Source organism: Nannocystis punicea (genome assembly GCF_026965555.1).
Lineage (GTDB): Bacteria > Myxococcota_A > Polyangia > Nannocystales > Nannocystaceae > Nannocystis > Nannocystis punicea.
Window position 1 is genome coordinate 12,325,494 of record NZ_CP114040.1, and the last position, 25,164, is coordinate 12,350,657.

Sequence of the window (25,164 nt, forward strand, 5' to 3'; positions counted from 1 at the left end):
GAAGCTGCGCTTCCGGTCGCGCGACCTGCCCTCGCTCGGACCGATCGCGCCGCCCGAAGGCCCTCCCTCGATTCGCGCTCCGCTGCCGCGCCCGGCCAGGCCGCGTCCGCCTCGCGGGAGCCATCGTGCCCGCGGTCCTTCGCGCACCCGAACGCGACAGGATTCGCGATCCCTCGCACACCGACCTCGACGGGATGGCCGACGCTCGAAATGAGCTGCCCCGAAGGACACCTCTCTCCGCGACCGCTCAGGTCTTCGTGCTCGCGTCCTCCTGCGCGAGTCCCCGTGCCCGCGGTCCGTCACACCGACCGCGACGGAGTACCCGGCACTTGAAGCGAGCTGTCCTGAAAGACAGATCGCAAGCGAGGCCCACCGCAGCATGATCGCCAGAGGCTGTCCTGAAGGACAGCTCGCAAGTCGAAGCACCGCGCGGCCTGCTCGCATTGAACAGAGCTGTCCCGAAGGACAGCTCTCCGCGACGACCTCAGGTCTTCTTGCCGTCGGCCGGCTTCGCGTCGGCCGGGGCGGTGCCGCCTGCCGCAGGCGCGCCGTCGACCGGGATCGCCTTGCCGTCGGCCGCCTTGTCGCCGCCGTGCTTGGCGCCGCCGCAGCTGCCCTCGCCGCACTTGCCCTCACCGCACTTCATCTCGCCGGACTTGGCGTCCGCGGGCTTGGCGTCGACCGGCTTGGCATCAGCGGGCTTCGCGTCGGCCGGCTTCGCGTCGGCCGGCTTCGCGTCGGCGGCCTTGGCGGGGGCGGCTTCCTTGGCGTCCTTCTTGGCCTCGCCGCCGCACGCGCCCGCGCCGAGTCCGAGAAGAGCGAGGGTGGCGGTGATCGTCTTGAGATCCATCAGTCTTTTCGTCCTTGCGCCCGAGAGTACCAGCGCGCCCGCGCGAAGGCGACGGCGCCGGGTGGCGACGCCGAGCGCGCGCTCGCGGGATCAATTCGCGCCCGGCTCGGCCCACTCGGGCAGTGCGGCGCGCACGTCGACGGCCGCGCCGGTGATCGGGTGGGTGAAGGCGAGGCGCACGCAGGCCAGCTCGAGCAGTTCGCCCGCGCCGGTGCGGCCGCAGATGGGCCGCTGCAGCGCCTCCGCGTGCAGCGAGATCTGCTCGGTCGGCCCCCGGCGCAGCTCGACCTCGACCAACGACCCGCCGTCGCCCACCGCCAGCGGCCGGAACTCGGTGCGCGCCGCCACGACCTCGCTCTCGCCGGGGCGCGCCAGACGGACCCCTGCGGGGGTCTTGACCAGGGGTGTCTCGCAGGACATGTCCAAATCGACATGTCCCGAGAGCCTGGCCCGGTAGACGCGGAGGATGTCGAGCTCGCTGAACCTGGCCAGGAAGCTCGAGGTGTCCTGGCCGCGGATGGTGAACAGCGCCAGGCCGGCGGCCGCCGGGTCGAGCGCGTGGACGAGGCCGACGTAGGGCCGCAGGACGCCCTCGCGCGCTAGCATCTGGACCAGCGCGTGGCTGACGGCCCCGCGGCTGCCCTCGCGGGTGGCCGCCGCCGGGACCCCGTGCGGCTTGTCGACGACGACGCAGTGGGCGTCGCGGTGGACGACGACCAGGCTGCCCGGGTCGATGGGCGGGACGCTGGCGGCGCTGCAGTAGATGGTGACCCGCTCGCCCTCGCGCACGCGCAGGGTCGGGATGCAGGTGCGGACGCTGCCGATGTACACGCCGCCGGCGCGGATCAGGTCGGACGCCGGCCCGACCGCCATCCCGAGGCGGCGGCCCAGCAGCTGGCGCAGGGTCATGCCGTCCTCCATCGAGATCACCCGCACCCGCACCCGCCCCGCCGCGTGCACGGCCGGGCCTGGTTGCGTCGGTTCGTCGGACCTGTTCATGTGGACCTGCTCGTCAAGGCATGCTCATCCGGACATGAGCGTATGGACCTGGCGTAAAAGACATGACTCGTGGGACATGGCCGACCTAGGATCGGCGGAGGCGCAGCTCGGCGGCCAGCTCGCGCAGGTCGGCCGCGGTGAGCGGGTAGCCCTCGCCGCAGTACGAGCAGCGGACCTCGGTGACGTCGCGCTCGCCGGCGAGGGCGTCGACGTCGTCGGCACCGAGCATGGCGACGATGTCGCGGGCCACTGAGGGGCCGCAGTTGCAGCGGAACGCCAGCGGGGTCTCGCCCACGGCCTCGAACGGGCCGCCGCCGAGGGCGAAGCGGAGCAGGTCGGCCGGCTCGCGCGGGAGCAGCAGCAGCGAGGCCAGCGCCTCGCCGGCCAGCCGCTCGCGCAGCGGCGCCAGCAGCTCGCCCTCGCCACCCGGCAGCGTCTGGCACAGGAGGCCCGCCGCTCGCAGCACCCCGCCGCCGGCGTCGAGCAGCACCTCGCAGCGCAAGAGCGACGGCACCTGCTCGCTGGCGTTGAGGTAGTGCTCGAGGTCGAGGTCGACCTCGCCGGCGACCAGCTCGACCGTGCCCTGATAGCGCGAGTCTGTCCCCGAGGACAGGTCGAAGTCGCGAGTGACCGTGAGCGCGCCGCGCCGGCCGAGGAACGGCGACAGCGGCAGGCGGCCCGACGCGTGCTCGAGCGTGGCTCGCAGCGGCGAGTCGCCGAAGCCGCGGCGGAGGCAGCCGCGCACGGTGCCGTCGCCGTGAGCGTCGAGCAGGAAGCCGCCGGGCTCGCCGTCGGCGCCGGCGACACCGGGCAGGTCGGAGAAGCTGCGCGCGTCGACCCGCAGGCGCTCGGCCGGCGACTTCGTCAACGTGGTCAGCAGGCAGCCGGCCGTCAGCGCCCGGCCGAGCGCGATCGCCTCGAGCCCGTGCAGGCGGTGGCGTCGGCACGACTCCTGGACCAGAGCGGTGGTGACTGCCGCGAGCGCGCGCATCGCCGGAAGCTCGGGCGAGGCGGAGTCGGGCGCAGCGGCGATCGCGCGGAGGAGCACGTCCACGGCGAGAGGGTAGCGCGCCGCTCAGGGCAGGTCGATCAAGTTGAGGCGCACGCTGGCGGCCGCGCCCTCGCGGAGCAGCTTGACCTCGACCTCGTCGCCGACCTTGTAGCGGTCGAGGGCGTTGTACAGGTCGTCGTAGTTGCGGACCTTGTGCTCGTTGATGCCGACGATGATGTCGCCGAGCAAGATCTCGCCGGTGCGGTCCTGCGACAGCCCGCGGATGCCCGCCTTGGCGGCGGGGCCGCCGGCGACCGTGCGGGTGATGACGACGCCCTTGACGCCGACGCGCGCGGCGTAGGCGTCGGGCAGCGGCTCGATGCCGAGGCCGGGGTGCTCGACGCGGCCCTTGTCGATGATCTGCGGGACCACGCGCCGCACCGTGGCCACCGGCACCGCGAAGCCGATGCCGGCGCTGCTGCCGGTCTTGCTGAAGATCATCGTGTTCATGCCGATGAGGTGGGCGCCGCTGTCGAGCAGCGGACCGCCGGAGTTGCCGGGGTTGATCGAGGCGTCGGTCTGGATCATGTCGCGGATCGTCACGCCGCCGTAGCCCTGGACCTCGCGGCCGATCGCCGACACCACGCCGGTGGTGAGCGTGTGGTCGAGGCCGAACGGGTTGCCGATGGCGATCGCGGTCTGACCGACCTCGAGCGGGCCGCCCTGCGGGAGCACGCGGATCGGCGTCAGCGGCTCGTCGCAGTCGATCAGCTTGAGCACGGCGATGTCCTTGTTGGGGTCGCCGCCGAGCAGCTGCGCGTCGTAGGTCTTCTGGCTGTAGAGCGTGACGCTGTACGTGCCGCGCGAGCGGCCGGCGTCGACGACGTGGTAGTTGGTGACGATGTGGCCCTGCGTGTCCCAGACGAAGCCGGTGCCCGAACCGGCGGGGACCTCGAGCGCGCGCATCGAGTAGTCGCGGACCACCCGCTTCTGCGTGACGAACACGGTGGCGGGCGCGGCGGCGCGGAACACGTCGATGACGTTTTGTTCAGCTTCGAGGCGCGCGGCCGGCGACGGGGCCTTGACCTCCGGCGTCGCGTGCGGCTGCGCCGGTGCGGCCGCGAGCCCCGTCAGCGTGGCGTGCGCGCCCACGTCCGGGGCGATCTCTCGCGGCGCGGTGGCGGTCACGGTCTCGGTCTGGACCCGGGGCGACGACGGCGCTGCGGCCTGGCATTCGGTCATGCCGGGCAACACCGTGAGGCAGGCGAGGAGGACCAGGGACGACGACAGCAAAGTACGGCGTGAGGCGGCCATGGATGGGCTCTGTTTTAGGCGCCCGTCCGCCGTCCGCAAGGGCCCGCTGCACCGGCTGACGGCCGCGAGGCTGCATTTATGTGCAGGCCGAAGCCGCGCAGGCGGGGTTTCGCCCGCTCCGTGATATACCTTGCCGACCATGAACGGTGCCGCCGCGCCAGCCCCATGCCCCTTCTGCCAGCAGTCGCACCCGGAAGACGTGTTCGTGTGCCCGACCGCCGGGAAGGTCCTGCCGCTCGAGGGGAGGCTTTTGGACGGCAAATTCAGGTTCACCAAGCTGCTGGGGGCCGGCGGCATGGGGGCCGTGTGGCGGGCGCAGAACATCCGCGTGCGCAAGGCGGTCGCCATCAAGCTGATGCACCCCGAGTTCGCCGGCAACCCGGGCATCCTCGACCGCTTCAAGAACGAGGCCACCGCGGCCGGGCAGATCGGCAACCCGCACATCTGCGACATCTATGACTTCGGCCAGAGCGTCCTCGGGCCCTACATCGTGCTCGAGATGCTCAACGGGCGCTCGCTCGGTGAGCTGGTCCAACAGACAGGTCAAGTCGACCCCGGCCTCGCGGTGCTCATCCTCCGCCAGGCGCTCATCGGCCTCGACGCCGCGCACGCGGTCGGCATCGTCCACCGCGACCTCAAGCCCGAGAACATCTTCCTCCACGAGCCCTCGCCCGGGCACCTGCTGGTCAAGCTCATGGACTTCGGCATCTCGAAGTTCTCGCAGGGCGGGACCGAGGGCGGCGGGCGCACCAGCGCCGGGGTGCTCATGGGCACGCCCGAGTACATGTCGCCCGAGCAGACCGAGGGCGCGGCCGGGGTCGACCACCGCACCGACATCTGGGCGATGGGCGCCATCCTGTACAAGGCGCTGACCGGCGCCGACGCCTTCGGCGGCGCGACGATGGCGGCGATCCTCGTCGCGGTCTCGACCAAGCAGCCGGCGCCGATCGCCCAGCTCGCGCCGCACGTGCCGCCCGGCCTCATCGCCGTGGTCGAGCGCTGCCTCGCCAAGGACGCGGGCGACCGCTTCGCCTCGTGCTCCGAGCTGTCGGCCGCGCTCGCGCCGTTCGAGCAGCTCGGCGCGCCGCTGCCGGTGATGGCCTCGCACACCCACGCGCCGCCGATGACCTCCGCGCCGATGACGGGCGCGCCGTCGTCCGTGCCGCCGCCGCAGGTCTCGACCGTGATCACCGGCGGCCCGCCGCCGACGTCGAACCCCGGCTTCCCGCCGGTAGCGACTGTCATTACCGGCGGCCCGCCGATCTCCCAGCCGCCGTTCCCCCAGCCCACGAGCAACAAACCGACGTGGAGCGGCGAGCTCGGCAAGTCGCATCCCGCCGAGGAGTCGTGGTCGCTCGGCCGCGCCGAGGCGACCAGCACCCAGCCGCCGATGCCGACCAACAGCGGCGGTGGCAAGGGCGTCCTCATCCTCGTCGTGTTGCTCGTCCTCGGCGGCGCCGGGGTCGGGGCGTACTTCATGATGAAGCCGAAGGAGAGCGTCACCCCGCCGCCTCCGCCCGAGGTCGTCAGCGCCGCCACGGCCGGCTCCGAGACCAAGACCACGCCGCCGCCCGACACCAAGGTCGACACGCCGCCGCAGCCCGACACCAAGGTCGACGCGCCGCCCGATACCAAGGTCGATACACCGCCCGATACCAAGGTCGACACGCCGCCCGACACCAAGGTCGACACGCCGCCCGACACGAAAGAAGACAAGGAAGACAAGAAAGAGGACACCAAGAAGCCGACGCCCAAGCCGAAGGAGCTGATCAGCGACGCCGACATCCCCGGCCTGCGTCTGCCCGGCAAGATGCTGTGGGAGAAGGCCAAGGAGCACTGCGACAGCTCGACCGAGGCCGGCCTCAAGACCTGGCGTCTGCCCAAGAGCGGCGAGGTGCTGAAGTTCCGCAAGAACCCCAAGCTCGCCAATCGCAAGGTGTGGACCAGCGAGATGAGCGCGGGTCGAGTCAAGGTCGTCGACACCAACACCGGCGCAGTCGAGGAGGTCGCTCCCAACACGCCGAAGATCGACGTCACCTGCGTCGCGCTGAAGTGAGAGCGGCGCGCAGGCGCGCGTAGGCGTGTGTTAGGCTGCCCGCCATGTCTTGGCAGAACTTCGCCCGCCTCACCCTTCTCCCTTGCGTCACGCTGCTCGCGTGCGGTGACGACGGCAACGCCACCGACGCCAACACCTCGACCGGCGGTCCCACCACCGACAGCACGATGGGGACCACCGACAACCCGCCGCCCACGGGGACCAGCACCGACGGCACCTCGACCACCACCGTCGACCCGACCACCGCCGGGCCCACCACCGAGACGCCGCCCACGGGTACCACCACCGTCGACCCGACCACCGACGGCACCTCGACCACCACCGGCGAGCCCGCGTGCCCCTACACCCCGGTGCCCGGCAGCCCCGGCTTCGCCCTCGAGGTCCTCGCCACCGGCTTCGACCGCCCGGTCCTGGTGCGCGCCGATCCCAGCGACCCCGAGCGCCTCTTCGTCGTCGAGCAGGGCGGGCGGATCAAGATCCTCGAGCCCGGCCAGAACACCGCGCCGGACGAGAACTTCCTCGACATCGACGTCAAGAACAAGGTGCCGATGCAGATCGGCCCCGAGCAGGGTCTGCTCGGCTTCGACTTCCACCCCAACTTCCCCGACGACCCGCGGATCTTCGTCAACTACAACCCGGGCATGTGGCAGGGCCCCGGGCCGACCTACGTGGCCGAGTTCAAGCTCGACCCCAACGACCCCAACAAGGTCGACCCGACGTCCGAGCGGCTCGTCATCGCCATCTCGCAGCCGGCCAGCAACCACAACGGCGGCATGATCGAGTTCGGGCCCGACGGCATGCTTTACATCGGCATGGGCGACGGCGGCGGCGCCGACGACCAGTTCGACACCGGCCGCGACAAGCAGTCGCTGCACGCCAAGATCCTTCGCATCGACGTCGAGCCCGACGGCACGCCCGACATGAACGAGCCGTGCAATCAGTGCGAGCTGCTGGACGGCTTCGACTACACGGTCCCGGCCGACAACCCGTTCGTAGACGACCCCGAGTTCGCGCCGGAGATCTACGCGTGGGGCTTCCGCAACCCGTGGCGCTTCACCTTCGACCAGGACGGCACGCTGTACGCCGCCGACGTCGGCCAGAACCAGTGGGAGGAGGTCAGCGTGGTCGTGGGCGGCGCCGACTACGGCTGGAGCCTGATGGAGGGCAACCACTGCTTCAACGGCGGCTGCGACGACACCAAAGGCGTCAACGAGGTCAACGACCAGGGCATCACCACCCCGATCGCCGAGTACGACCACGGTGAGGGCTGCTCGATCACCGGCGGCACCGTCTATCGCAGCTGCGAGGTGCCCGAGTGGAACGGCACCTACTTCTACGGCGACTACTGCTCCGGCGGCGTCTTCGCCCTCAGCTGGGACGGCAGCGCCGTCGAGCTGCTCGGCACCGTCGCCACCCAGGAGGACCGCATCATGGGCTCCGGCAGCAACGGCTTCGGCGACGTCCTGTTCACCGTCGTCCAGCTCGACGCCTTCAACGCCCCCGTCGACGGCAAGATCCTGCGGGTCGTCCCGCAGTGACGCGAACGTGAAGACCAACGCCGCCAGGATCCTCGACAACCTCGGCATCGACTACGAGCTGCGGCCCTACCCCGTCGACGCCGAGCACCTCAAGGCGGCGGAGGTCGCAGCCCTGGTCGGCCTGCCGCCCGAGCAGGTGTTTAAAACGCTCATCGCCCGCGGCGACCGCAACGGGGTGTGCCTCGCCGTCGTCCCGGGCGACGGCCACCTCGACCTCAAGGCCCTCGCGCGCGCCAGCGGCGACCGCCGCGTCGAGCTGGTCGCCCTGCGCGAGGTGACGCCGCTGACCGGCTACGTCCGCGGCGGCGTCACGGCCCTGGCCGGCAAGAAGGATTATCCCGTGTACCTCGACGAGACCGCGATCCTCTATGAGCAGATCGCGGTGTCGGCGGGCACGCGCGGGCTGCAGATCGTCCTGCACCCCGACGACTACGTGCGCGCGAGCCGGGCGGCCCTCTGTCCGCTCGTACAGGTCGCTTGAGACATGCTCGAAAGGACATGGCCTCTCGGGCATGTCCATCTCGAGAAACTCAGTCGTCGAGCGCGCCGGCCTCGATCCACGCGCGCAGCTTGGCGACCAGCGGGTCGGGCAGCAGGGTCGGGGCGTTGAAGGGCATGTGGCGGACGACCGCGCCGTTGCCGTTCTGCGGCTCGCACTCGGCCACCAGCCGGTACAGCCAGCTGGCCTGCGGGTCGCCGGGGGTGACGAGCGGGTCGGGCGTATCGGCGACGACCTCGTGGTCGAGCAGGCGCGCGCCGAGGCCGGCGGCGGTCTGCAGGTCGAGGCCGGCCGCGGGGGCCGAGGAGTCGTGGCACGACGAGAAGGTGCAGCTCGGGGTGAAGATCGAGTCGCGCACGCTGGTGAGGGTGGTCGGCGTGTCGGGCGCGGCCGTCGCAGCGCTGTCGACACAGCTCTTGGTCGGCTCGAGGTCGACGTCGCCCGGGTCGGCCGGCGGCACGTAGAGCGGCCGACCGAGCTCCTCGGGCGTCGGCGGGCCCTGGGCCGGGTTCTTGAACACGGCATAGTTGGCGCACTCGCCCTCGAGCAGCACTACCTCGCCGTCGACGCCGACCAGCTGCGAGCCCTGGCTGACGCGCGACTCGATCATCACCCGCGCGTCGACGAGGCCCAGCATCATGCACATCTCCTGGTCGCCGATGCCGTAGCCGATGTCCTTGTTGAGCCAATTATTGAAACCGCAGGCGAAGCGCAGGCCGTCGGCGTCGGACAGGTCGACCGGCGGGTCGAACGCGGCCCCGTTGGCGCCGCCGTTGAAGCCGTCGAGCTTGAACAGCTGCTCGCCGTCGCGCGGACCCCCGAGGATCTCCAGGCCGAAGTACTCCCCGAGGTAGTGGTAGTGCGGGAGCACGTAGTAGAGCTTCATGTCGAACGGGTGACCGGTCGACTCCTCGAAGGTCGACTTGAACGAGCAGTTGCCGGTGAAGCGGCTGTGCTTGTTCGCGGGGATCGCCAGGTCGCGGTAGTCGAGGTGCATCGCCGCCAGCACCGCGCCGATGTCGCGCGGATGGAGGATGTCGAGCGCCATCCGCAGCTCGGAGTCGAGGTCGGTGCTGCCGAGGTTGAGCAGGTGGACGCCGGCGATGATCTTGTGCCGCGGGGGGATCTTGATGACCGCGCCCGCGGGCAGCTGCATGACCTCCTGGCGCGACTGGGTCGACTGGGCGAACAGCACCGTGCCCTCGACCGCGGCGGTGATCTCGTTGTACTCGCGCGAGGCGCAGTCCCAGAAGCCGTCCTCGCCCGCGAACACCTCCTCGGGCACCGCGAACCAGTTGCTGTGGTGAAACCCGCCGTCGTTGACCAGCGTCACCGCGTTGACGTAGATCGCCTCCTCGTTGTGCAGCGTCCACTGCACGCACGGCTCGATCTCGAGGTACGGCGTCATCAAGTAGTTGCCGAAGCTGTGCACCACAGTGGCAGTCTCGGGCTCGCTGGGCTCGCCGGTGGTCGGCGGGGCGGTCGTCGTCGGGCCGCCGGTCGTGCCGGTCGTGGGCTCGGCGGTGGTTCCGCTGCCGGCGCCCTCGCTGTCCGAAGAGCCAGGTGCGGGCGGACAGGCGCACGCGAGGACGAGGACGACGGCGAGCGGGCGGCGGGTCATGGCGATACTCAATTATTCTCGGCGCCGGCGTTGATCCACGCGCGGATCAGCGCGACGGCGCCGTCGGTGAGGAGGGTGGGCGCGTTGTAGGGCATGTGCCGGACGACCTGGCCCTCGCTGTCGGTCGGGTCACAGCGCGAGACGATCCGGTACAGCCAGCTGCCCTCGGCGTCGCCGGGAGCGACCAGCGGGACGTCGACCCGGGCTGCGACCTTGTGGGCCAGCAGGCGCTCGTGAAGGCCCGGCGACTGCAAGTCGAGGCCGGCGGCCGGCTGCTTGGCGTCGTGGCACGACGAGAACACGCAGCCCGGTGCGAAGATGGCGCCGTAGATCCCCTGCAGGCTCGGCGCGCCCTTGGACGGCACCGTCGCGTCGGCGTCGACGCACTGCTTCAGCGGCTCGAGGTCGACGTCGCCGGGGTCGCCGGGCGGGACGTACAGCGGCGCGGCCTTCTCCTCCTCGGTCGGCTCGGTCTGGGAGCCGTTCTCGGGGAAGGCGAGCACCTGGCACGGGCCCTCGTTGAGCAGCACGTCGCCCTCGACGCCGGTCGGCTTGGAGTTGACGAGGACGCTGACGTCCATGATCGCGCGGCTGTCGGCGAGGCCGAGCATGACGCACATCTCCTGGTCGCCGATGCCCCAGCCGATCGACACGTCGCGCCAGTTGTCGAAGCCGCACGAGAAGCGCAGGCCCTCGCGGCCCCTCAGGTCGAGCGGCGGGTCGAAGGCCCTGCCGCCGGCGTCGGCGTTGAAGCCGGTCTTCTCGAACACGACCTCGCTGTTGCCCTCGGCGTCGAGCGTCTCGAGGCGGAAGAAGTCGCCGAGGTAGTGCGTGTGCGGGAGGACGTGGTAGAGCTTGAGGTCGAACTCGCCGCCGACGGCGCCGACGTAGGGCCCGCGGATCTTGCAGGTGCCGGTGAAGCGGCTGCGCCGCTCGGGCGGGATGTCGAGGTCGTAGTAGGTCAGGCGGAACGGGGCGACCAGGACCTCGACGTCGCGCGGGTGGATGATGTCGAGCGCCATCCGCAGCTCGGTCTCGATGGCGACGCTGGCGAGGTTGAGCAGGTGGACGCCGGCGATGATCTTGTGCCGCGGGGGGATCTTGATGACCACGCCCGGGGGGAGCTGCTGGACCTCGCTGCGCGACTGGGTCGACTGGGCGAACACCACGGTGCCCGAGAGCGCGGCGTCGAGCTCGCTGTAGCCGCGGTCGGAGCAGCGGAAGAAGCCGTCCTCGCCGGTGAACTTGTCCTCCGGGACAGTCAGCCAATTGCTGTGATGGAAGCCGCCGTCGTTGACCAGAGTGACCGCGTTGACGTACAGCGGCTCCTCGTTGTGCAGCGTCCACTGCACGCACGGCTCGGTCTCCTCGAAGGCCGCGAGCGTGGTGAGGCCGTAGGTGTGGACCAGCGTCGCCCGCGAGCCGTCGTCGGGCTGGCCGGTGCTCTCGGCCGCGCCAGTGGTCTCGGTCGCGGCCGGGTTCTCGGATGTCCGACAGGACAGGCTCACCGCGACGAGGCTCGCCGCGGCGGTGCGCGCCAGCGCGTGCATGTACATGCCTCCGGGACGAAGAACCGTCCCGAATCAAGTTATCATCCCACCCCCCCGCTCGCTACGACGACCTGCGAGCCGGCGCCTGCGTGGCCGCCAGGACCGCGTCGATCGCTGCCTCCAGGCGCGGGACCACCAGCGCCTCGAAGCGGGACCGGGCCGCCGGGTCGCCGAAGCACCAATAAGCCACCAGCGCCTCGAGGCCAGTCGCCGCGCGGTAAGCCCGCACGTCCCGTACGCCGCGACCCGAGGCCTTGAGATTGACGTTGCGGCCGCGCCGCACGACCCCGGCCTCGTCCTCGTCGAGCTCGGGCTCGATGGCGGCGAGCAGCTCGGCCTGCGCCTCGGCGCAGACGATCCGGGCCTTCATGCCGTGAAGCCGGTCGGTCGGGTAGTCGCCCCGCCGCGCGAGCCGAAGCCGGACCTCGCGCTCGAACTCGGCGTCGCCGAGCCAGGCGAGGGTGCGGATCGATCTCCCTTTCAGGTCCATGGGCGCGGCGCAGGATAGTCCAGCAGCGCGCACGCCCGCGCGTGAGCCCTTGCACGTGCGAACGGCGAGTCGGCGTCGGTGACGCTGCCGACCAGCGCTATGCTCCGGCCGCTTATGGCCGAGCGCCCCCGCTTTTCCTCCCGGTATCTCGCGTACGCGCTCGCGGTCGTGTTCTTCGCCAACTTCCTCAACTACGCCGACCGGCAGGTGGTGAGCGCGCTCGAGGTCGAGATCAAGGGCGCCTTCGCCATGAACAAGGCGGAGTTCGGCATGCTGTGGTCGGCGTTCACGCTCGGCTACATGGTGTTCGCGCCGCTGATCGGCTACTGGGCCGGCCGCTACCGGCGCACCATGATCTTCGCCGTCTGCGTGTTCATCTGGTCGCTGGCGACGATCGGCTCCGGCCTGGCGACCGGCAAGACCGGGCTGTTCATGTCGCGCTTCCTGATCGGCGTCGGCGAGGCCGGCTGCCTGGTCATCGGCCCGACGCTGGTGGCCGACTACTTCTCCGACCGGGTCCGCGGCCGCGCGCTGGCGCTGTTCTTCCTCGGCATGCCGCTCGGCGGCACCGCCGGCTACCTGATCGGCGGCCTCGTCACCCACTACTCCGGCAGCTGGCAGAACGCGTTCTACGTCGCCGGCGCGCCCGGCCTCCTGATCGCGGTCCTGATCGCCATGCTGGCCGAGCCGGCGCGCGCCGGGTCCTCGGGGACAGGTTCTCACGAACATGTCCATGGGGTCAGGTCGTACCTCGAGCTGCTGCGCAACAAGACGCTGATGCTGATCATCCTCGCGCAGGCGTTCGCGGTGATGATCCTGGTGCCGATCCTCCACTACAGCATCGAGTTCTTCCAGAAGGAGCGCGGCATGACCAAGGTCGAGGCGTCGCTGGCGCTCGGGGTCATCGGCCTGGTCGGCGGCCTCATCGGCTCGGGCCTGGCCGGCCTGCTGGGCGACCGCCTGGCCCGCCGCACCCGCGGCGCCTACGCGCTGCTGGCGGGCATCGCCTACGCGCTGGCGCTGCCGGCCTTCTTCATCGGCTTCTCGGCCGAGAGCCGGGCGATCTTCCTGCCCGCGCTCGGCGTCGGCGCGACCTGCCTGTTCCTGTGCATGCCGGCGGTCAACACCCAGATCGCCAACGTCGTGCCCGGCGCCCAGCGAGCGATGGCCTACGCGCTCGCGGTGTTCATCCTCCACTTCCTCGGCGACATGGCCGCCCCGCCGCTGTTCGGTCAGGTCGCCGAGGTCTACGGCTCGCAGCAGACGTTCCTCGTGACGTCGTCGACGCTGATCCTCGCGGCGACCTGCTGCTTCATCGCGGTGCGCACGGCCGAAAAAGACATCAAGAAGTTCGTCGAGGGCCAGCCCTAGCGAGCGCCGCGCCACGGCGGGACCCAAGCTTCGCTGCCCACAAGGACATGTCCTTATGTCCTTGTGGGCCGCAGGCCGGGCGCGACCGACTGACTTTCGTCCGGCGCCCGCGCGGGCCCTCGCAGTGTCCGTCCCTCAGCTATCTACTTTGCGCTCTGCTGCGCGACCTCGAGGCTAGCAACCGCGCGCGGCAGCGACAAGGTGCGCGCGGGCCTCACGTGTCCTTTGCGACAGGCGTCCCACCTGCGTCAACCATCGTAGCTCTCGTCGCCGATGGTGGCCTTGAGCGCACCGGTTGCGGCGTCGTACACCTCGACGGAGCTCATGCGCACCAGGAAGACATGGTTCGCGGTGGCCTCGATGCCGCGCAACCAGTCGACCGCGAAAATGCTGCGCAGCTTGTCGTCCCACAGGCGATCGCCGGTCTTCGCGTCGAGGGCCACGAGGTGCCAGTGTTCCGAGCCCTCGCCGTAGGTGGCGAAGTAGCGACCGCCGGCCAGAATGTCCTGTTCGTTGTCGCGCTCGCGCACGGAGGCGAGGTCGACCGCGGGCACCGGGCTCTTCCAGCGGACCTCGCGCGACGCGGGGTCGAAGCCGAAGGCCATCGGGTACGCGGTGCCCGGCGCCTTCACGCCGCGCGCCACCGCCAGGTCGCCGTCGAGGTGGACCCCCGAGACCTCGATGCCCTCGACCTTCGGCGCGCGACGCAGCCGCTCGCTCGTCGACAGCGCCGGGTCGCCGCCGCGCGGGCTCCACACGTTCTGCGCCTCGCAGGCGCGCGGCAGCTTCTCTTCCTTGAGCGCCGGGCCGGCGGCGTCGACCAGGAACTGCCGCCGGTCGACCAGCGCGAGGTACAGGCGCGGGTTGTCACCTGTCCCATCGAGCAGGCAGAAGCGCTCGGCGCGATCGGTGAGGGCGATGTCCTGCACCGGCTTGCCGTCGGCCAGCCCGAACACCTTGAGCTTGCCGCGGAAGTCGGTCACGAACAGGCGCTCGCCGACCACGCTGAAGTACGTCGAGCGGTAGGCCTCGCCGTAGCTGCCGAACGGGCCGACGCGGTAGCGCTCGGCGCCGTCGTCGGCCGCGAACACTGCGACGTGGAGCTGGTCGTCCGGGCGCACGCGCAGGCGGCCGAGCACGTGCTCCTTGCCGTCGATGGTGACGATGAGCGGCGGGCCGCCGACCTCGTCCCACATGAAGTTGGCCTCGTTGCGCATCGGGTCGGCCTTGACCGGCGGGCCGCCGATCGTCGACGCCTGCGCGGGAGCACCCGGGGTCGTCGGCACCAGCGCCGGCGGGATCGAGGTCGAGGTGGCCGGCGACATCGCGAGGAACGCGGTCAAGGCCCCGATCACGCCCATCGCCACCACGCCGCCGAGCACGATGAAGAGGGCCTTGGGAGCCGCGCTCGTGCCGGGGACGTGCTGCGGCTGCACCGCGGTGGTGCGCGGCAGGTCGAAGTTGGCGCCGCAGTACTGACAGCGCGCGCGTCGCTTGCTGTCGTCGGGCTGGAGCTTGGCGCCGCAGTTGGGGCAGTCGAAGCTGATGACGGCCATCGCGGCGACGACGGTACTACGACTCGCCGCGCGGGGGCGCACTCGCGTCGGCCCCGCCCTCGCGCAGGGCCTCGTGGATCCGCTGCGCCAGCGCTGCGCCCACGCCTTTCACCTCTGTCAGCCGCGCCGGTTCCGCGTTGCGGATCTCCGCGACCGTGCCGAAGTGGTGGATCAGCGCCTTCTTCAGCGCCGGGCCGACGCCGGGGATGTCGTCGAGGGCGCTGTGGAGGGCCCGCTTGCCGCGGCGCTTGCGGTGGTGGGTGATGGCGAAGCGGTGCGCCTCGTCGCGGATCTGCGTCATCAGGTACAGCTCGGAGCTGCCGGGTCGCAGGCGGATCGCATCCTTGGCGCCGGGCACGAACACGCGTTCGGGCTTGACCTCCCACTCCTCCGGGCCGTCGTCGGGCGTGCGCACGACGTAGTCCTGGTAGCTCTGGCCCGGGCGCTGCGGCGCGTCGGGGTCGGGCTCGACGGGCGCGGGCGCGTCCTCCGCCTTGAGCGAGCTGGCGGCCTCGAGCGCCTCCGCGGCGTCGGCGTAGGTCTTGAAGGTGCGCAGCCGCTGCAGCGCCGCCTTGCCGCGGCCGAGGCCCTGGCGCCGCTCCTTGGCCAGCGAGACGACGTCGACCCCGCCCTCGCCGATCGGCACCCCGAGGTCGCGCAGCGCGGCGATCACCCGCCCGAGCTGGCCCTTGCCGCCGTCGATGACCATCAGGTCGGGCAGCGCCCAGGTGTTCTCGAGCACCTCGTCGACGGCGTCGAGCGTCGCCTCGACCTCGGCCTCGGCCTCGGCGGACTCATCTGTCTCTTCGGACACGTCCTCGCCGACGTTCGCGCGCTTGAGCCGGCGGCCGAGCACCTCGTACATGCTGCGGAAGTCGTCGTTCTGGCGGTCGCCCTGGGCCAGGCCGCCGAGGCCCTTGATCTTGAAGCTGCGGTAGCGCTTCTTGGCCGGGGCGCCGTCGACGAACACGACCATCGAGGCGACCGTGTCCTGGCCCTGGATGTGGCTGATGTCGTAGCACTCGATCACCCGCGGCAGGCGGGTGAGGCCCAGGCGCTGCTGCAGGGTGCGCAGCGCCTGCTCGCTGTCCTCGGCGCGGTTGCGGCGCGAGGTGAAGTTGGACGCGGCGTTGCGCTGGGCCAGGAGCAGCAGCTTCTTGCGGTCGCCGCGCTCGGGCACCAGGAGCGCGACCTTGCGGCCGCTGTGCTCGCGCAGCCACGCCTTGAGCGGCGCTTCGTCGTCGTCGAGCAGCTCGGAGGGCAGGAGGACCTCGTCGGGGATCGTCGGCGCGTCGTCGTAGTAGGCGACGAGGAAGCTGCCGAGCACGTCGGGGTCGGGCAGCTCCATGCCGCGGGCCGAAAAGGTGCGCGTGCCGAGCAGCTTGCCCTGGCGCACGTGCATGACCACGAACTCGACCTGGCCGCCCTCGCGGTACATGCCGACGACGTCCTGGTCGAGCGTGGCCGAGCCGACCACCTGCTGGCGCTCGAGGCTGGTGCTGATCGCCGAGAGTTGGTCGCGCAGGCGCGCGGCCGTCTCGAACTCGAGCGCGCCGGCGGCGTCCTCCATCTGCGTGGTGAGGCCGGCGACCAGCTCCTTGTGCCGGCCCTCGAGGAACAGGCCGACGCCCTTGACCTGCTGGGCGTACGCCTCGGTGTTCACCGGGTAGACGCAGGGCGCCGGGCAACGGCCGATCTGGTGCTGCAGGCACGGGCGCTTGCGGTGCGTCAGGGTGTAGTCGGTGCAGGTGCGCAGCTTGAAGTAGCGGTTGACGACGCGAAGGGTGTGGCGCGCGCTCTGGGCCGAGTGGTACGGGCCGAAGTAGCGGGCGCCGTCCTGGCGCATGCGCCGGACCAGCTCGAGCCGCGGCCACTTGGCCTTGGGGTCGAGGCGGAGGACCAGGAACTGCTTGTCATCGCGCAGCTTGACGTTGAAGCGCGGCTTGTACTTCTTGATCAGGTTGTTCTCGAGCAGCAGCGCCTCCTTGTCGTTGGAGGTGACCACCGTCTCGATGTCGCCGAGCGTGTGTGCCAGGTAGGGCACGAACAACCGCGGGTCGGTGCCGTTGAAGTACTGCCGCACGCGCGCGCGCAGCCGCTTGGCCTTGCCGACGTAGACGACGTCGCCCTTGCGGTCGCGCATGATGTAGACGCCGGGCAGGTCGGGCAGGCGCTCGACGATCTCCGCCAGCTCCTCGGCCGTGCTCGCGCGCGGCTGCCACTCCGCGTCGGCCTGGATCGCCGCCAGCGCCTCCGTCCGCGCCGAGCCGCCGAACCGCCCCGGCGCGTCGAGGTCGCCCGCGCCGCCGTCGGCGACCTCGAAGCTCTCGAGCACGTCCTCGGTCTCCGGCGTGAACGCCTCCGAGGACGGCGGCTTCGGGGCGTCGTCAGGGTATGGCTTTTGGGCCATGCCCGAAGGGCCCTGTCCTGAAGGACCGGTCACCGGAGGAGCAGCGGGCGTCGGTTCGTCGGCGGGGGGTGAGGCGGGGTTGTGCGGGGGTCGTCCTTGACGCGCGGCCATGGGCCATCTCAGCCGAAGAGGTGCGAGAACAGGTCGTTGCGGATGGTGACCCAGAGGATGAGGCCGAGCAGGGCCAGCATGCCGATGCCGTGGACGGTCTCCTCGATGCGGGGGGTCACGCGCCGGCGGGTGACTGCCTCCCACAGGAGGAAGACGAAGCGGCCGCCGTCGAGGGCGGGCAGCGGGAGCAGGTTGAACAGGCCGAGCAGGGTGCTCATCTTGATGGCGATCTCCAGGAAGGCCTCGACGCCGCGCTCGGCCGACTTGGCGATCTCGCGGACGATGCCGACGGGGCCGCTCATCTTGCCCTCGATGCGGCCGGTGACCCACTTGCCGAGCGCGTCGAGCTGGAAGGCGCTGAACTTGATCGGGAACAGGACGGCGGTCTTGGCGGCGATGCCGACCGGATGGGTCTCGCGCGTGACGTCGCCGGGCGACATCTGGATGCCGATCTTGCCCTCGGCGGTCAGCGGCAGCTGGAGCTCGACCTCCTGGCCCTCGCGGCGGACCACCATCGCCACGGTCTCGCCCTTGTGGGCGCCGGTGGTGGCGAGGATCTTGTCCTGCGTGCCGCGGCCGGTGACGTCGTCGCCGGCGATCTTCACCAGCTCGTCGCCGGGCAGAAGACCCGCGGTCTGGGCCGCCGGCTCGATCACGTTGTCGACGCGCATCGACAGCGGGACCTCGTTACCGACAATAGTGAGGGCGACGAAGCCGAGCACCATCGCGGTGAGGTAGTTGGCCAGCGGACCGCCGAGGATGGCCAGCATGCGGGCCCAGATCGGGCGGTTGCGATAGAGAGTGGGGTCGTTGGGGTCGTGCTGGGGGACCTCGCCGGGCCGCCCGCCCTCGGCCACCGCGAGCGAGGGCGCGTCGTCGGCCTCCATGCCGACGATGTGGACGTAGGCGCCGAAGGGGATGGCGCTGATGACGAACTCGGTGCCGCGCCACACCCCCAGCCGCGCGATCACCGGACCGATGCCGAACACGCTGAAGCGGTCGACCTTCATGCCGGTGGCGACCGCGCAGATGTAGTGCCCGAACTCGTGAACGATGATTAAAAGCGAGAGCGCGACGATGGCGAGGAGAGTGGCCACCGCGGGACTATAGCAGCGAGCGAGCTCAGGTCCCGAGCGGGCGGTCGAGCTGACTCAAACCGACCCAACCCAGGCGCTGGCGGAGGAACAGCGCGGCGCGTTCGGCGACGCCGCGGTCGGGCGCGGGGCTCCACGCCGGCCTCTGGCCCCGCGCGGCGAGCTCGTGTTCGACGGCCTGCTGGGCTGAAACGAGCCCGCCGGTGAGGTTGCCGAGCACCTGCGCGCCGAGCTTGGCCTCGACCGCGAGGATCTCCCCCGGCACGATCGCGGCTCGCTTGCCGTTCTCGAGCTGATTCAAACCCCAGGTCATGAGCTGGGGGTCGACGAGGCGGTCGACCAGCAACCAGCGTTCGCCGCGGGCCGCCCGCGCCGCCTCGATGACCGCCATGCCTTGACGCACGTCTTGCAGGATCCGCAGCTCGGGGAGCCGCGCGTGCAGGACGCTCAGCAAGCTGAGCGTGTTGTCGACCGAGGTCTGGTCGACGGCCAGCAGCTCGAACGGCCGCCCCTTGGCCCCGACGCTCCGCACCACGTCGACGGCCCGCCGCACCATCCGGGTCACGGCCGGTTCACGATTCCGCAGCAAGAGGATGACGCTGAGCGACAATTGCATGGCGGCGTGCGTGGGGGAGTACTCCCTCACTATGCCCGGTAATAGTTCCGAACGCCGCTCATCGTCAACAAATCACCGATTGGCGGCCAGGTAGACGCGGATGAATCAGGCAACACCTGGGTCTTCACTTGCAGCGTGCGGCCCATCTCGGACCTCGGTCACGTCCTGGTCGCGACGATCTCGGCAGCCTCGAGCGACGCACTGGGCAGTGCGCAAACGCAAGGACCCGGGTCCCTCGCCCGGCGGCCGCGCCTGACGGGCACGGCGGGCTCGACTTTTTTCGTCGGGCCTGCAAACAGACAGCCGCACGGAGCGACCTCCCCGCAGGGGCAGTTTCGCGTATCATCCGCGCGCCGCTCGTGATTGCCCCTCAGGGGCCCCGCGCGACCACAGGAAGAACCAGAGCAATCTCATGGCTGGCGTCAACAAAGCCATCGTCCTCGGCCGCCTCGGCCGCGACCCGGAGCTTCGGTACATGCAGAACGGGCAGCCGGTCTGCAAGCTCAACGTCGCGACCTCGCGCAAGTACCAGAACAAGAACAACGAGATGGTCGAGGAGACCGAGTGGCACCGGATCACGGTGTGGGGCAAGCAGGCCGAGCACTGCAACAACTTCCTCACCAAGGGCCGCGAGGTCTACGTCGAGGGCCGCCTGCGCACCTCTTCGTACGAGAAAGAGGGCCAGAAGCACTACACGACCGAGATCGTGGCCGACACGGTGCAGTTCCTCGGCGGCCGCGGTGAAGGCGGCGGCGGTGGTGGCGAGGGTGGCGGCGGCGGTGGTGGTGGTTTCGGCGGCGGCGGCGGTGGCGGTGGTAGCCGCGGCGGCGGCGGCGGCGGGAACTACGGCAACCGCGGCGGCGGCGGTGGTGGCAACCGCGGCGGCGGCGGTGGTGGGTACAACCGCGGCGGCGGCGGCGGTGGTGGCGGCGGCGGCTTCGGTGGTGGTGGCGGCGGCGGCTTCGAGGACGACGGCGGCGGCGCCGGACCGGGCAACGAGCCGTACGACAACAACTACATGCCGTCCGACCCGGGCGACGACGACATCCCGTTCTGAGCCGCGGCGGGCCTGCCGGGCCCAGAATGAGGATCTGGCCGCGGGGCCTGGCGCGAGGGGCATGTCTCGGGTGCCAGGTCTCCGAGGACATGTCTACAAAGACCGCTGGTGCCCGACGGGCACGGCTCCCGCGAGGCGGCTGGCGCGGTCGATCGGAGCTCCAGCTCGAGGTCCCCGCGGATGCCTCGCGGGGCTCTCATGCAGCCGCGGGTAGCGGGCACTCCGCGACCTGTCCCGAGGGACATCTCGAAGTGAGACCAGCGCGGTTCCGCGCGTCTCGTGACCGCGTGCCCGGAGGGACGCCCTATCCGCGCGCCTCCGCGCCCAGGCTCGCGCGAAGATCAGGTCGGGGGAGACATCACTCGGGTCGGCTCAGGGCAGCACGGTGAGGCGGCGCGGGCCTGGCTTCGCGGGCTGGGGCAGGTCGGGCACTGCGACCTCGTCGGCCTCGGCGCGCGCGAGCAGGCGGGGGTCGAGCAGGTGCGAGGGCGCGACGTTCTTGAGCGCGCTGAGCATCACGGAGCGGACGTCGGGGTTGTCCTGCTCGAGCTGGGCGATGAGGGCGGACATCTTGTCGCGGCGGAGGTTGTCCTGCGAACCGCACAGGTTGCACGGGAGGATCGGGTAGCGAGCCTCGGCGGCGTGGGCGGCGATGTCGGCCTCGGCGCACTCGATGAGCGGGCGGATCACGCGGAAGCGGCCGTCGTCGGTGGTGTAACCGGCGGGCATCGCCTGCAGGCGGCCGGCGTAGAACAGGTTGAGCAGCAGCGTCTCGAGGCTGTCGTCGCGGTGGTGGCCGAGGGCGATCTTGTTGCAGCCGAGCCGCTCCGCCGCGGTGTAGAGGATCCCCCGCCGCAGCCGCGAGCACATCGAGCAGTACGCCTTGCCCGCGGGCGTGTGGGCCACCACCGGCGTGTACGTGTCCTCGCGCAAGATCTCGAACGGCGCCCCGAAGCGCTCGAGCCAGCGGCGCAGCGGCGCCCCGTCGTAGCCGGGCTGGACCTGGTCGAGGTGCACCGCCACCAGCTCGAAGCGGAACGGCGCGCGCGCCTTCGCCTCCCACAGCAGGTCGAGCAGCGTGTAGCTGTCCTTGCCGCCGGAGACGGCCACCATCACGCGATCGCCGGCGCCGACCAGGTCGTACGCGGCGATCGTCTTGACCATCGCGCGCGCGAGCAGGCGCCGCTGCGCGGACCGGCCGCTCGGCGGTGGTTCATGGGATTCGGGCGCGCGCGGGGCGGCGGCGGTGGGGTCGATCGAGTCGGTCACGAGCCGATGAGGGTGAGGGTGAGGCGGCGGCGGTGGGCGGCGTGGCGGTGCTCCCACAAGTAGACGCCCTGCCAGGTGCCGAGGGCGCAGCGACCGGCCTGCACGGGGATCGACAGCGACGTCTGGGTGAGGGCGCTGCGGACGTGGGCGGGCATGTCGTCGGGGCCCTCGGCGTCGTGGCGGAACAGCGGGTCGCCGTCGGGCGCGATTCGGTGGAACAGGCGCTCGAGGTCGCGGTGGACCTCGGGGTCGGCGTTCTCGGTGATCAGCAGCGAGGCGCTGGTGTGGTGGATGAAGACGGTGCAGAGGCCGTGGCGCAGCTTGGTGTCGCGCACGAACGCTTGCACCTCGGAGGTGACGTCGACGAGGCCGCGGCCGCGCGTGGCGACCTCGAGCTCGCGTGATTCGAGCGACAGGGTCATTTCTGGTGCTTCGCCTTCCACTCGCTGTACGGCATGCCGTAGACGAGCTCTCGCGCCTCGTCCTGGGTCAGCGGGATGTCCCGCGCCGTCGCGGCCTCCTGGTACCAGCGCGACAGGCAGTTGCGGCAGAAGCCCGCCAGGTTCATCAGGTCGATGTTCTGCACGTCCGTCCGCTCGCGCAGGTGCGCCACCAGGCTGCGGAACGCGGCCGCCTCGAGTTGCTCGGTCTGCTCCGGGGTCAAGCGCTCGCTCGTCATGACATGTCCTCTCGCACAGGGTACTTCGTGCATGTCCCGCAGGCCATGTCGCCCGAAACATGGCGCAACGGCCAGGCGTTCGGGAGGGCTCAGAAGAAGATGCCGTTGACGAGGGTCAGCGGCTCGTGGCGCAGGGTCCGCCAGGTGAAGTCGAGCAGCACGCGGTCGAAGTTGTCGCGCGGGTAGGCGGCGAACACGGCCGCGACCGGGGCCTTCGGCAGGCCGAAGCGGAGCAGCCCGTGGGTGTGCTCGATCTGGACCGCGCGGCGGAACGCGTCGGCCTGCGGCGACAGGTTCGGCACCGGCAGCAGGCGGTGGTTGTAGACGAGGCACTCGTCGACCACGTCCTGCGCGGCCTTGAGCTCGAAGCCGGCCATCTCGCGGGCGAACAGGCTGCGGCTGCGCTCGAGGTAGGTGCGGCCGGTGTCGCCGCGGCTGACGATCCCGAGGTCGTGGCACATGGCGATCGCGTACGCGAGGTCGCGCGCGAGCGGGGTGCCGCCCTGCGCCAGCAGCATCTCGGTGAACAGGAACAGCCGGCGACAGTGGTTGCGGAAGCCGTCGCCGTCGTAGGGGCTCGTCGCCTCGAAGACCTCGTCCGCGTGGGCGGCGAGCGGGCTCGTCGGCAACGAGGGGGCGGCCGGGGCGGTGAAGGTCTCGGTGGCGGACTCGAGCACTGGCCAAAATCTACCGCAGACCCGCGCGGGGCACGACAAAACCGGCGTGAGGCACCCCCGCGCAAGGCCCGTGGCAGCGGGGCGCACGCCTGCGGCAGAACGCGCGCGGAGCGGTCGCTTCAGGCCATCGGACGCACACCGAGGTCGTCGAGCAACAGCTCGACGACGAGGCGCTGCATCTCGATCCGCCGCGCCTCCGGCAGGCCCATCCACGTCTCGACGCAGATCCCCACGCAGCCGGTCGCCTCGACGATGACCTCGGTGGATGACGTTGCGACAGGATAATACTGCGGCGCCCAGCGCTCCGCTTCGCCGGCGAGGCGCGCGTTGAGGCGGTCGATCGTGCGGCCGAGGATCGCCGGCATCGGCTCCACGCCGTAGACCAGAGTCTGACCGAACGACGGCTTCACGTCGGGGTGGTAGCGCTTGTGGCTCTCGTGCAAGGTGGCCATCAGCGCCGGCCGCTCGGCGAGCACGAGGTCCATGAATCGGCGTGCGAGCCGGCGCTCGCGCTCGGGCGCGTCGGCGTCGCCGGGGAAGCAGCGGTTGAGGTCGAGGCCGCCGGGGGCGCAGCGCTGGCGGGCGCGATAGGCGGGCGGGTTCATCACCGGCACGACGATCAGGCGCCCACGCCGGGGCCGGATCTCCTCCTCCAACAGCTCTTGCAGCGCGTGCACGCCGGCGACCTCGTCGCCGTGGATCCCGGCCTGGATCAGCGCGACCGGGCCCGATTCCTCGGCGTCGAAGACGTGGATCGGCAGCGTGGGCGAGAACCAGTGGACCCCGGGCGACAGACGCGACACCCCCGGAGGGTGCCTCACAGGCGCGCCCGGGGGCAAGAGGATGAAGATGTCCCGAAGGACAGACCGATCACGGCGGGCCGGGCAGGTCGATCGGCGCCTCGACACCGAGGGTGCGGCACGTGGGCGAGTTGGGCACCGCCGTGTGGTCGGGCATGGTGCCGAGGATCCGGTCGCCGAGGTGGGTGGTGACGCCCTGCCAGTAGTGCTCGTTCTTGAAGTGATGCAGGCGGTGGTAGCGCCAGATCCGGCGATAGAACTCGCCCTGGGGCTTGTAACCGGTGTGCGTGAGGTAGTGCGTCCACTCGTAGAGGAAGGCCATGGTCACGCTGCCGACCACGCCGGTGAGGGCCATCTGCGGCGTGGGCGCGAGCAGGAACCACAACGCGGAGAACATCGCCAGGCCGATCCAGCCGGCGCGCCGAGGGATGAACACCAGCTCGAGCCGCCACGGGTCGCGGTGATGGGCGCGGTGGAACTTGGCGATCTGCAGGTCGAACTTGCGGCCGAACACCGTGGTCGGCTTGAAGTGGAGGATGTAGACGTGGATCAGCCACTCCACGAACGGCTGCATCGCCAGGAGAATCGGGACGACCAATAAGTCGGCCCAGCCGAAGTCGCCGATCGCGAGGCGGGTGGCGACCAGGAGCGGCCACATGACGCCGAAGATCCGCGGGCTGTGAAAGGTGAAGAAGGCGCGCGCGGCCTGGCCCAGCGTGGGGTTCTTGCCGTCGCGGCCGCCCAGGGGTTCGTGCTCATTGCTCGTCATCGTCGTCCTCCTCTCTCTCTGCCTGCTCTGCCTGTCCGTCTTCGTTCGAGCTCTCGAGCGCCGCGAGTAGCTGCAAGATCCCGCGCGAGCCGTGCTGCATGAGCGCCTGGGCGCTCTGCCCGGCCCCCTCGCCGTCGCGGCGGCGCACCGCGTCGGCGATCCGGCGATAGGCCACGAGGTCGCGCAGCTCCTCGCCCATCACTTCGACCAGCGCCTCTCGCATGCCTTCGTAGCTGTGACGCAGGCCGTTGAAGGCGAGCTGGTAGGCGATGTTCTCGCTGCACACCGTCAGCAGGTCCCAGAACTGCAGCGCCAGGACCTGCAGGGCCAGGAGGTCGTGCTCCTGGGCGGCCATCGCCGCGACCATCTCGTCGAGCTGCAACACCTGGCCGGGGCTGCGGCGCATGGCCGCGAGCCGGGCGATGTCGGGGGCCATCGCGGCCCGCATCTCCATCACGCTGCGAGCGACGCGGAGGTCGACCGTACCGTCGTGATGAAAGAGGAGGCGATTGAGGAGGTCGAGGCTCGCGGTCTGCTTGAAATCGAGCACCCGCGTGCCACCGCCGTGCTGAATCGAGATCAGCCCGGCCTGGGACAAGCGCTTGAGGGCCTCGCGCACCGCGCCGCGGTTGACCCGCAGCACGTCGCAAAGGGCGCGCTCGCTCGGCAAGGGCGCGCCGGGGCGCATCCGGCCGTGCACGATCTCCTGGGATAGCTGCTCGAAGACAGCATCGGACAGGGACTTTCGGGCGACTGGCTTGAGGCGCATGGTCGAGCCTGATGCGCTCAGCATGTCATGCCGAGATTTGATGGTCAACTGGTCATACCAGTTTAATTCTGCGCATCC

At 70.7% G+C, this 25,164-nt stretch carries 23 protein-coding genes; 5 read left to right on the plus strand and 18 right to left on the minus strand.

Annotated features, from left to right (window positions below; translation table 11 throughout):
- Positions 1-484: 484 nt before the first annotated feature.
- The 4 genes from O0S08_RS47450 to O0S08_RS47465 form a co-directional block, all read right to left on the minus strand.
- Entirely contained in the window at positions 485-850 is a 366-nt protein-coding gene (locus tag O0S08_RS47450) for a hypothetical protein (RefSeq protein ID WP_269036178.1), read from the minus strand.
- A 90-nt stretch (positions 851-940) separates the two neighbouring features.
- Positions 941-1,849, minus strand: coding sequence for a pseudouridine synthase (locus tag O0S08_RS47455; RefSeq protein WP_269036179.1), 909 nt, complete (start codon positions 1,847-1,849; stop codon positions 941-943).
- 85 nt (positions 1,850-1,934) lie between these two features.
- On the minus strand, positions 1,935-2,903 hold the full coding sequence (locus O0S08_RS47460; protein WP_269036180.1) for an Hsp33 family molecular chaperone HslO: 969 nt from the start codon (positions 2,901-2,903) through the stop codon (positions 1,935-1,937).
- Positions 2,904-2,924: 21 nt separating this feature from the next.
- A complete protein-coding gene (locus tag O0S08_RS47465; protein WP_269036181.1) occupies positions 2,925-4,154 on the minus strand; it encodes a S1C family serine protease in 1,230 nt (409 codons plus the stop codon).
- 139 nt (positions 4,155-4,293) lie between these two features.
- Here O0S08_RS47465 and O0S08_RS47470 point away from each other — a divergent pair, with 139 nt between their 5' ends.
- The 3 genes from O0S08_RS47470 to ybaK are packed head-to-tail and all read left to right on the plus strand — an operon-like array spanning position 4,294 to position 8,229.
- Positions 4,294-6,210, plus strand: a complete 1,917-nt coding sequence (locus O0S08_RS47470) for a serine/threonine protein kinase (RefSeq protein WP_269036182.1) — start codon at positions 4,294-4,296, stop codon at positions 6,208-6,210.
- Between the two features lie 44 nt (positions 6,211-6,254).
- Positions 6,255-7,748, plus strand: coding sequence for a PQQ-dependent sugar dehydrogenase (locus tag O0S08_RS47475; RefSeq protein WP_269036183.1), 1,494 nt, complete (start codon positions 6,255-6,257; stop codon positions 7,746-7,748).
- A gap of 7 nt (positions 7,749-7,755) precedes the next feature.
- On the plus strand, positions 7,756-8,229 hold the full coding sequence (gene ybaK / locus O0S08_RS47480) for a Cys-tRNA(Pro) deacylase (protein ID WP_269036184.1): 474 nt from the start codon (positions 7,756-7,758) through the stop codon (positions 8,227-8,229).
- Positions 8,230-8,278: 49 nt separating this feature from the next.
- Here the strand turns inward: ybaK and O0S08_RS47485 are convergent, their stop codons facing one another.
- From O0S08_RS47485 to O0S08_RS47495, 3 genes are all read right to left on the minus strand, one after another.
- Positions 8,279-9,868 (minus strand): Rossmann-fold NAD(P)-binding domain-containing protein, encoded by a 1,590-nt coding sequence (locus tag O0S08_RS47485; RefSeq protein WP_269036185.1) that lies wholly within the window; start codon positions 9,866-9,868, stop codon positions 8,279-8,281.
- An 8-nt stretch (positions 9,869-9,876) separates the two neighbouring features.
- Positions 9,877-11,418, minus strand: coding sequence for a hypothetical protein (locus O0S08_RS47490; RefSeq protein WP_269036186.1), 1,542 nt, complete (start codon positions 11,416-11,418; stop codon positions 9,877-9,879).
- Between the two features lie 61 nt (positions 11,419-11,479).
- Positions 11,480-11,908: a ribonuclease III domain-containing protein gene (locus O0S08_RS47495; RefSeq protein ID WP_269036187.1), complete on the minus strand. Its 429-nt coding sequence runs from the start codon at positions 11,906-11,908 to the stop codon at positions 11,480-11,482.
- Between the two features lie 114 nt (positions 11,909-12,022).
- Here O0S08_RS47495 and O0S08_RS47500 point away from each other — a divergent pair, with 114 nt between their 5' ends.
- On the plus strand, positions 12,023-13,279 hold the full coding sequence (locus tag O0S08_RS47500; RefSeq protein WP_269036188.1) for a spinster family MFS transporter: 1,257 nt from the start codon (positions 12,023-12,025) through the stop codon (positions 13,277-13,279).
- Between the two features lie 248 nt (positions 13,280-13,527).
- Here O0S08_RS47500 and O0S08_RS47505 read toward each other — a convergent pair whose 3' ends face one another.
- The 4 genes from O0S08_RS47505 to O0S08_RS47520 form a co-directional block, all read right to left on the minus strand.
- Positions 13,528-14,835, minus strand: a complete 1,308-nt coding sequence (locus O0S08_RS47505) for an outer membrane protein assembly factor BamB family protein (RefSeq protein ID WP_269036189.1) — start codon at positions 14,833-14,835, stop codon at positions 13,528-13,530.
- A 16-nt stretch (positions 14,836-14,851) separates the two neighbouring features.
- Positions 14,852-17,245 (minus strand): excinuclease ABC subunit UvrC, encoded by a 2,394-nt coding sequence (uvrC, locus tag O0S08_RS47510; RefSeq protein WP_269036190.1) that lies wholly within the window; start codon positions 17,243-17,245, stop codon positions 14,852-14,854.
- Positions 17,246-17,364: 119 nt separating this feature from the next.
- Entirely contained in the window at positions 17,365-18,453 is a 1,089-nt protein-coding gene (locus tag O0S08_RS47515; protein WP_269036191.1) for a M50 family metallopeptidase, read from the minus strand.
- Positions 18,454-18,478: 25 nt separating this feature from the next.
- On the minus strand, positions 18,479-19,066 hold the full coding sequence (locus O0S08_RS47520; protein WP_269036192.1) for a glycosyltransferase family protein: 588 nt from the start codon (positions 19,064-19,066) through the stop codon (positions 18,479-18,481).
- Positions 19,067-19,478: 412 nt separating this feature from the next.
- Between O0S08_RS47520 and ssb the strand changes: the two genes are divergently transcribed.
- The gene (gene ssb / locus O0S08_RS47525) at positions 19,479-20,123 is read left to right on the plus strand and encodes a single-stranded DNA-binding protein (RefSeq protein ID WP_269036193.1); all 645 of its coding nucleotides are present in this window, start codon (positions 19,479-19,481) and stop codon (positions 20,121-20,123) included.
- Between the two features lie 372 nt (positions 20,124-20,495).
- Here the strand turns inward: ssb and ttcA are convergent, their stop codons facing one another.
- From ttcA to O0S08_RS47560, 7 genes are all read right to left on the minus strand, one after another.
- On the minus strand, positions 20,496-21,392 hold the full coding sequence (gene ttcA, locus O0S08_RS47530) for a tRNA 2-thiocytidine(32) synthetase TtcA (protein ID WP_269036194.1): 897 nt from the start codon (positions 21,390-21,392) through the stop codon (positions 20,496-20,498).
- Positions 21,389-21,814 carry a secondary thiamine-phosphate synthase enzyme YjbQ gene (locus tag O0S08_RS47535; protein WP_269036195.1) on the minus strand — a complete coding sequence of 142 codons (426 nt, stop codon included), beginning with the start codon at positions 21,812-21,814 and terminating at the stop codon, positions 21,389-21,391. The genes ttcA and O0S08_RS47535 overlap by 4 nt, the downstream gene beginning before the upstream one ends.
- Positions 21,811-22,071: a DUF1244 domain-containing protein gene (locus O0S08_RS47540; RefSeq protein WP_269036196.1), complete on the minus strand. Its 261-nt coding sequence runs from the start codon at positions 22,069-22,071 to the stop codon at positions 21,811-21,813. Before O0S08_RS47540 ends, O0S08_RS47535 begins: the two co-directional genes overlap by 4 nt.
- 89 nt (positions 22,072-22,160) lie before the next feature.
- On the minus strand, positions 22,161-22,748 hold the full coding sequence (locus O0S08_RS47545; RefSeq protein WP_269036197.1) for a hypothetical protein: 588 nt from the start codon (positions 22,746-22,748) through the stop codon (positions 22,161-22,163).
- A 119-nt stretch (positions 22,749-22,867) separates the two neighbouring features.
- Complete coding sequence (locus tag O0S08_RS47550) at positions 22,868-23,551, minus strand: M14 family metallopeptidase (RefSeq protein ID WP_269036198.1); 684 nt, start codon at positions 23,549-23,551, stop codon at positions 22,868-22,870.
- Positions 23,552-23,618: 67 nt separating this feature from the next.
- The gene (locus tag O0S08_RS47555) at positions 23,619-24,317 is read right to left on the minus strand and encodes a sterol desaturase family protein (protein WP_269036199.1); all 699 of its coding nucleotides are present in this window, start codon (positions 24,315-24,317) and stop codon (positions 23,619-23,621) included.
- A complete protein-coding gene (locus O0S08_RS47560; protein ID WP_269036200.1) occupies positions 24,304-25,086 on the minus strand; it encodes a FadR/GntR family transcriptional regulator in 783 nt (260 codons plus the stop codon). Before O0S08_RS47560 ends, O0S08_RS47555 begins: the two co-directional genes overlap by 14 nt.
- Between the last annotated feature and the right edge of the window lie 78 nt (positions 25,087-25,164).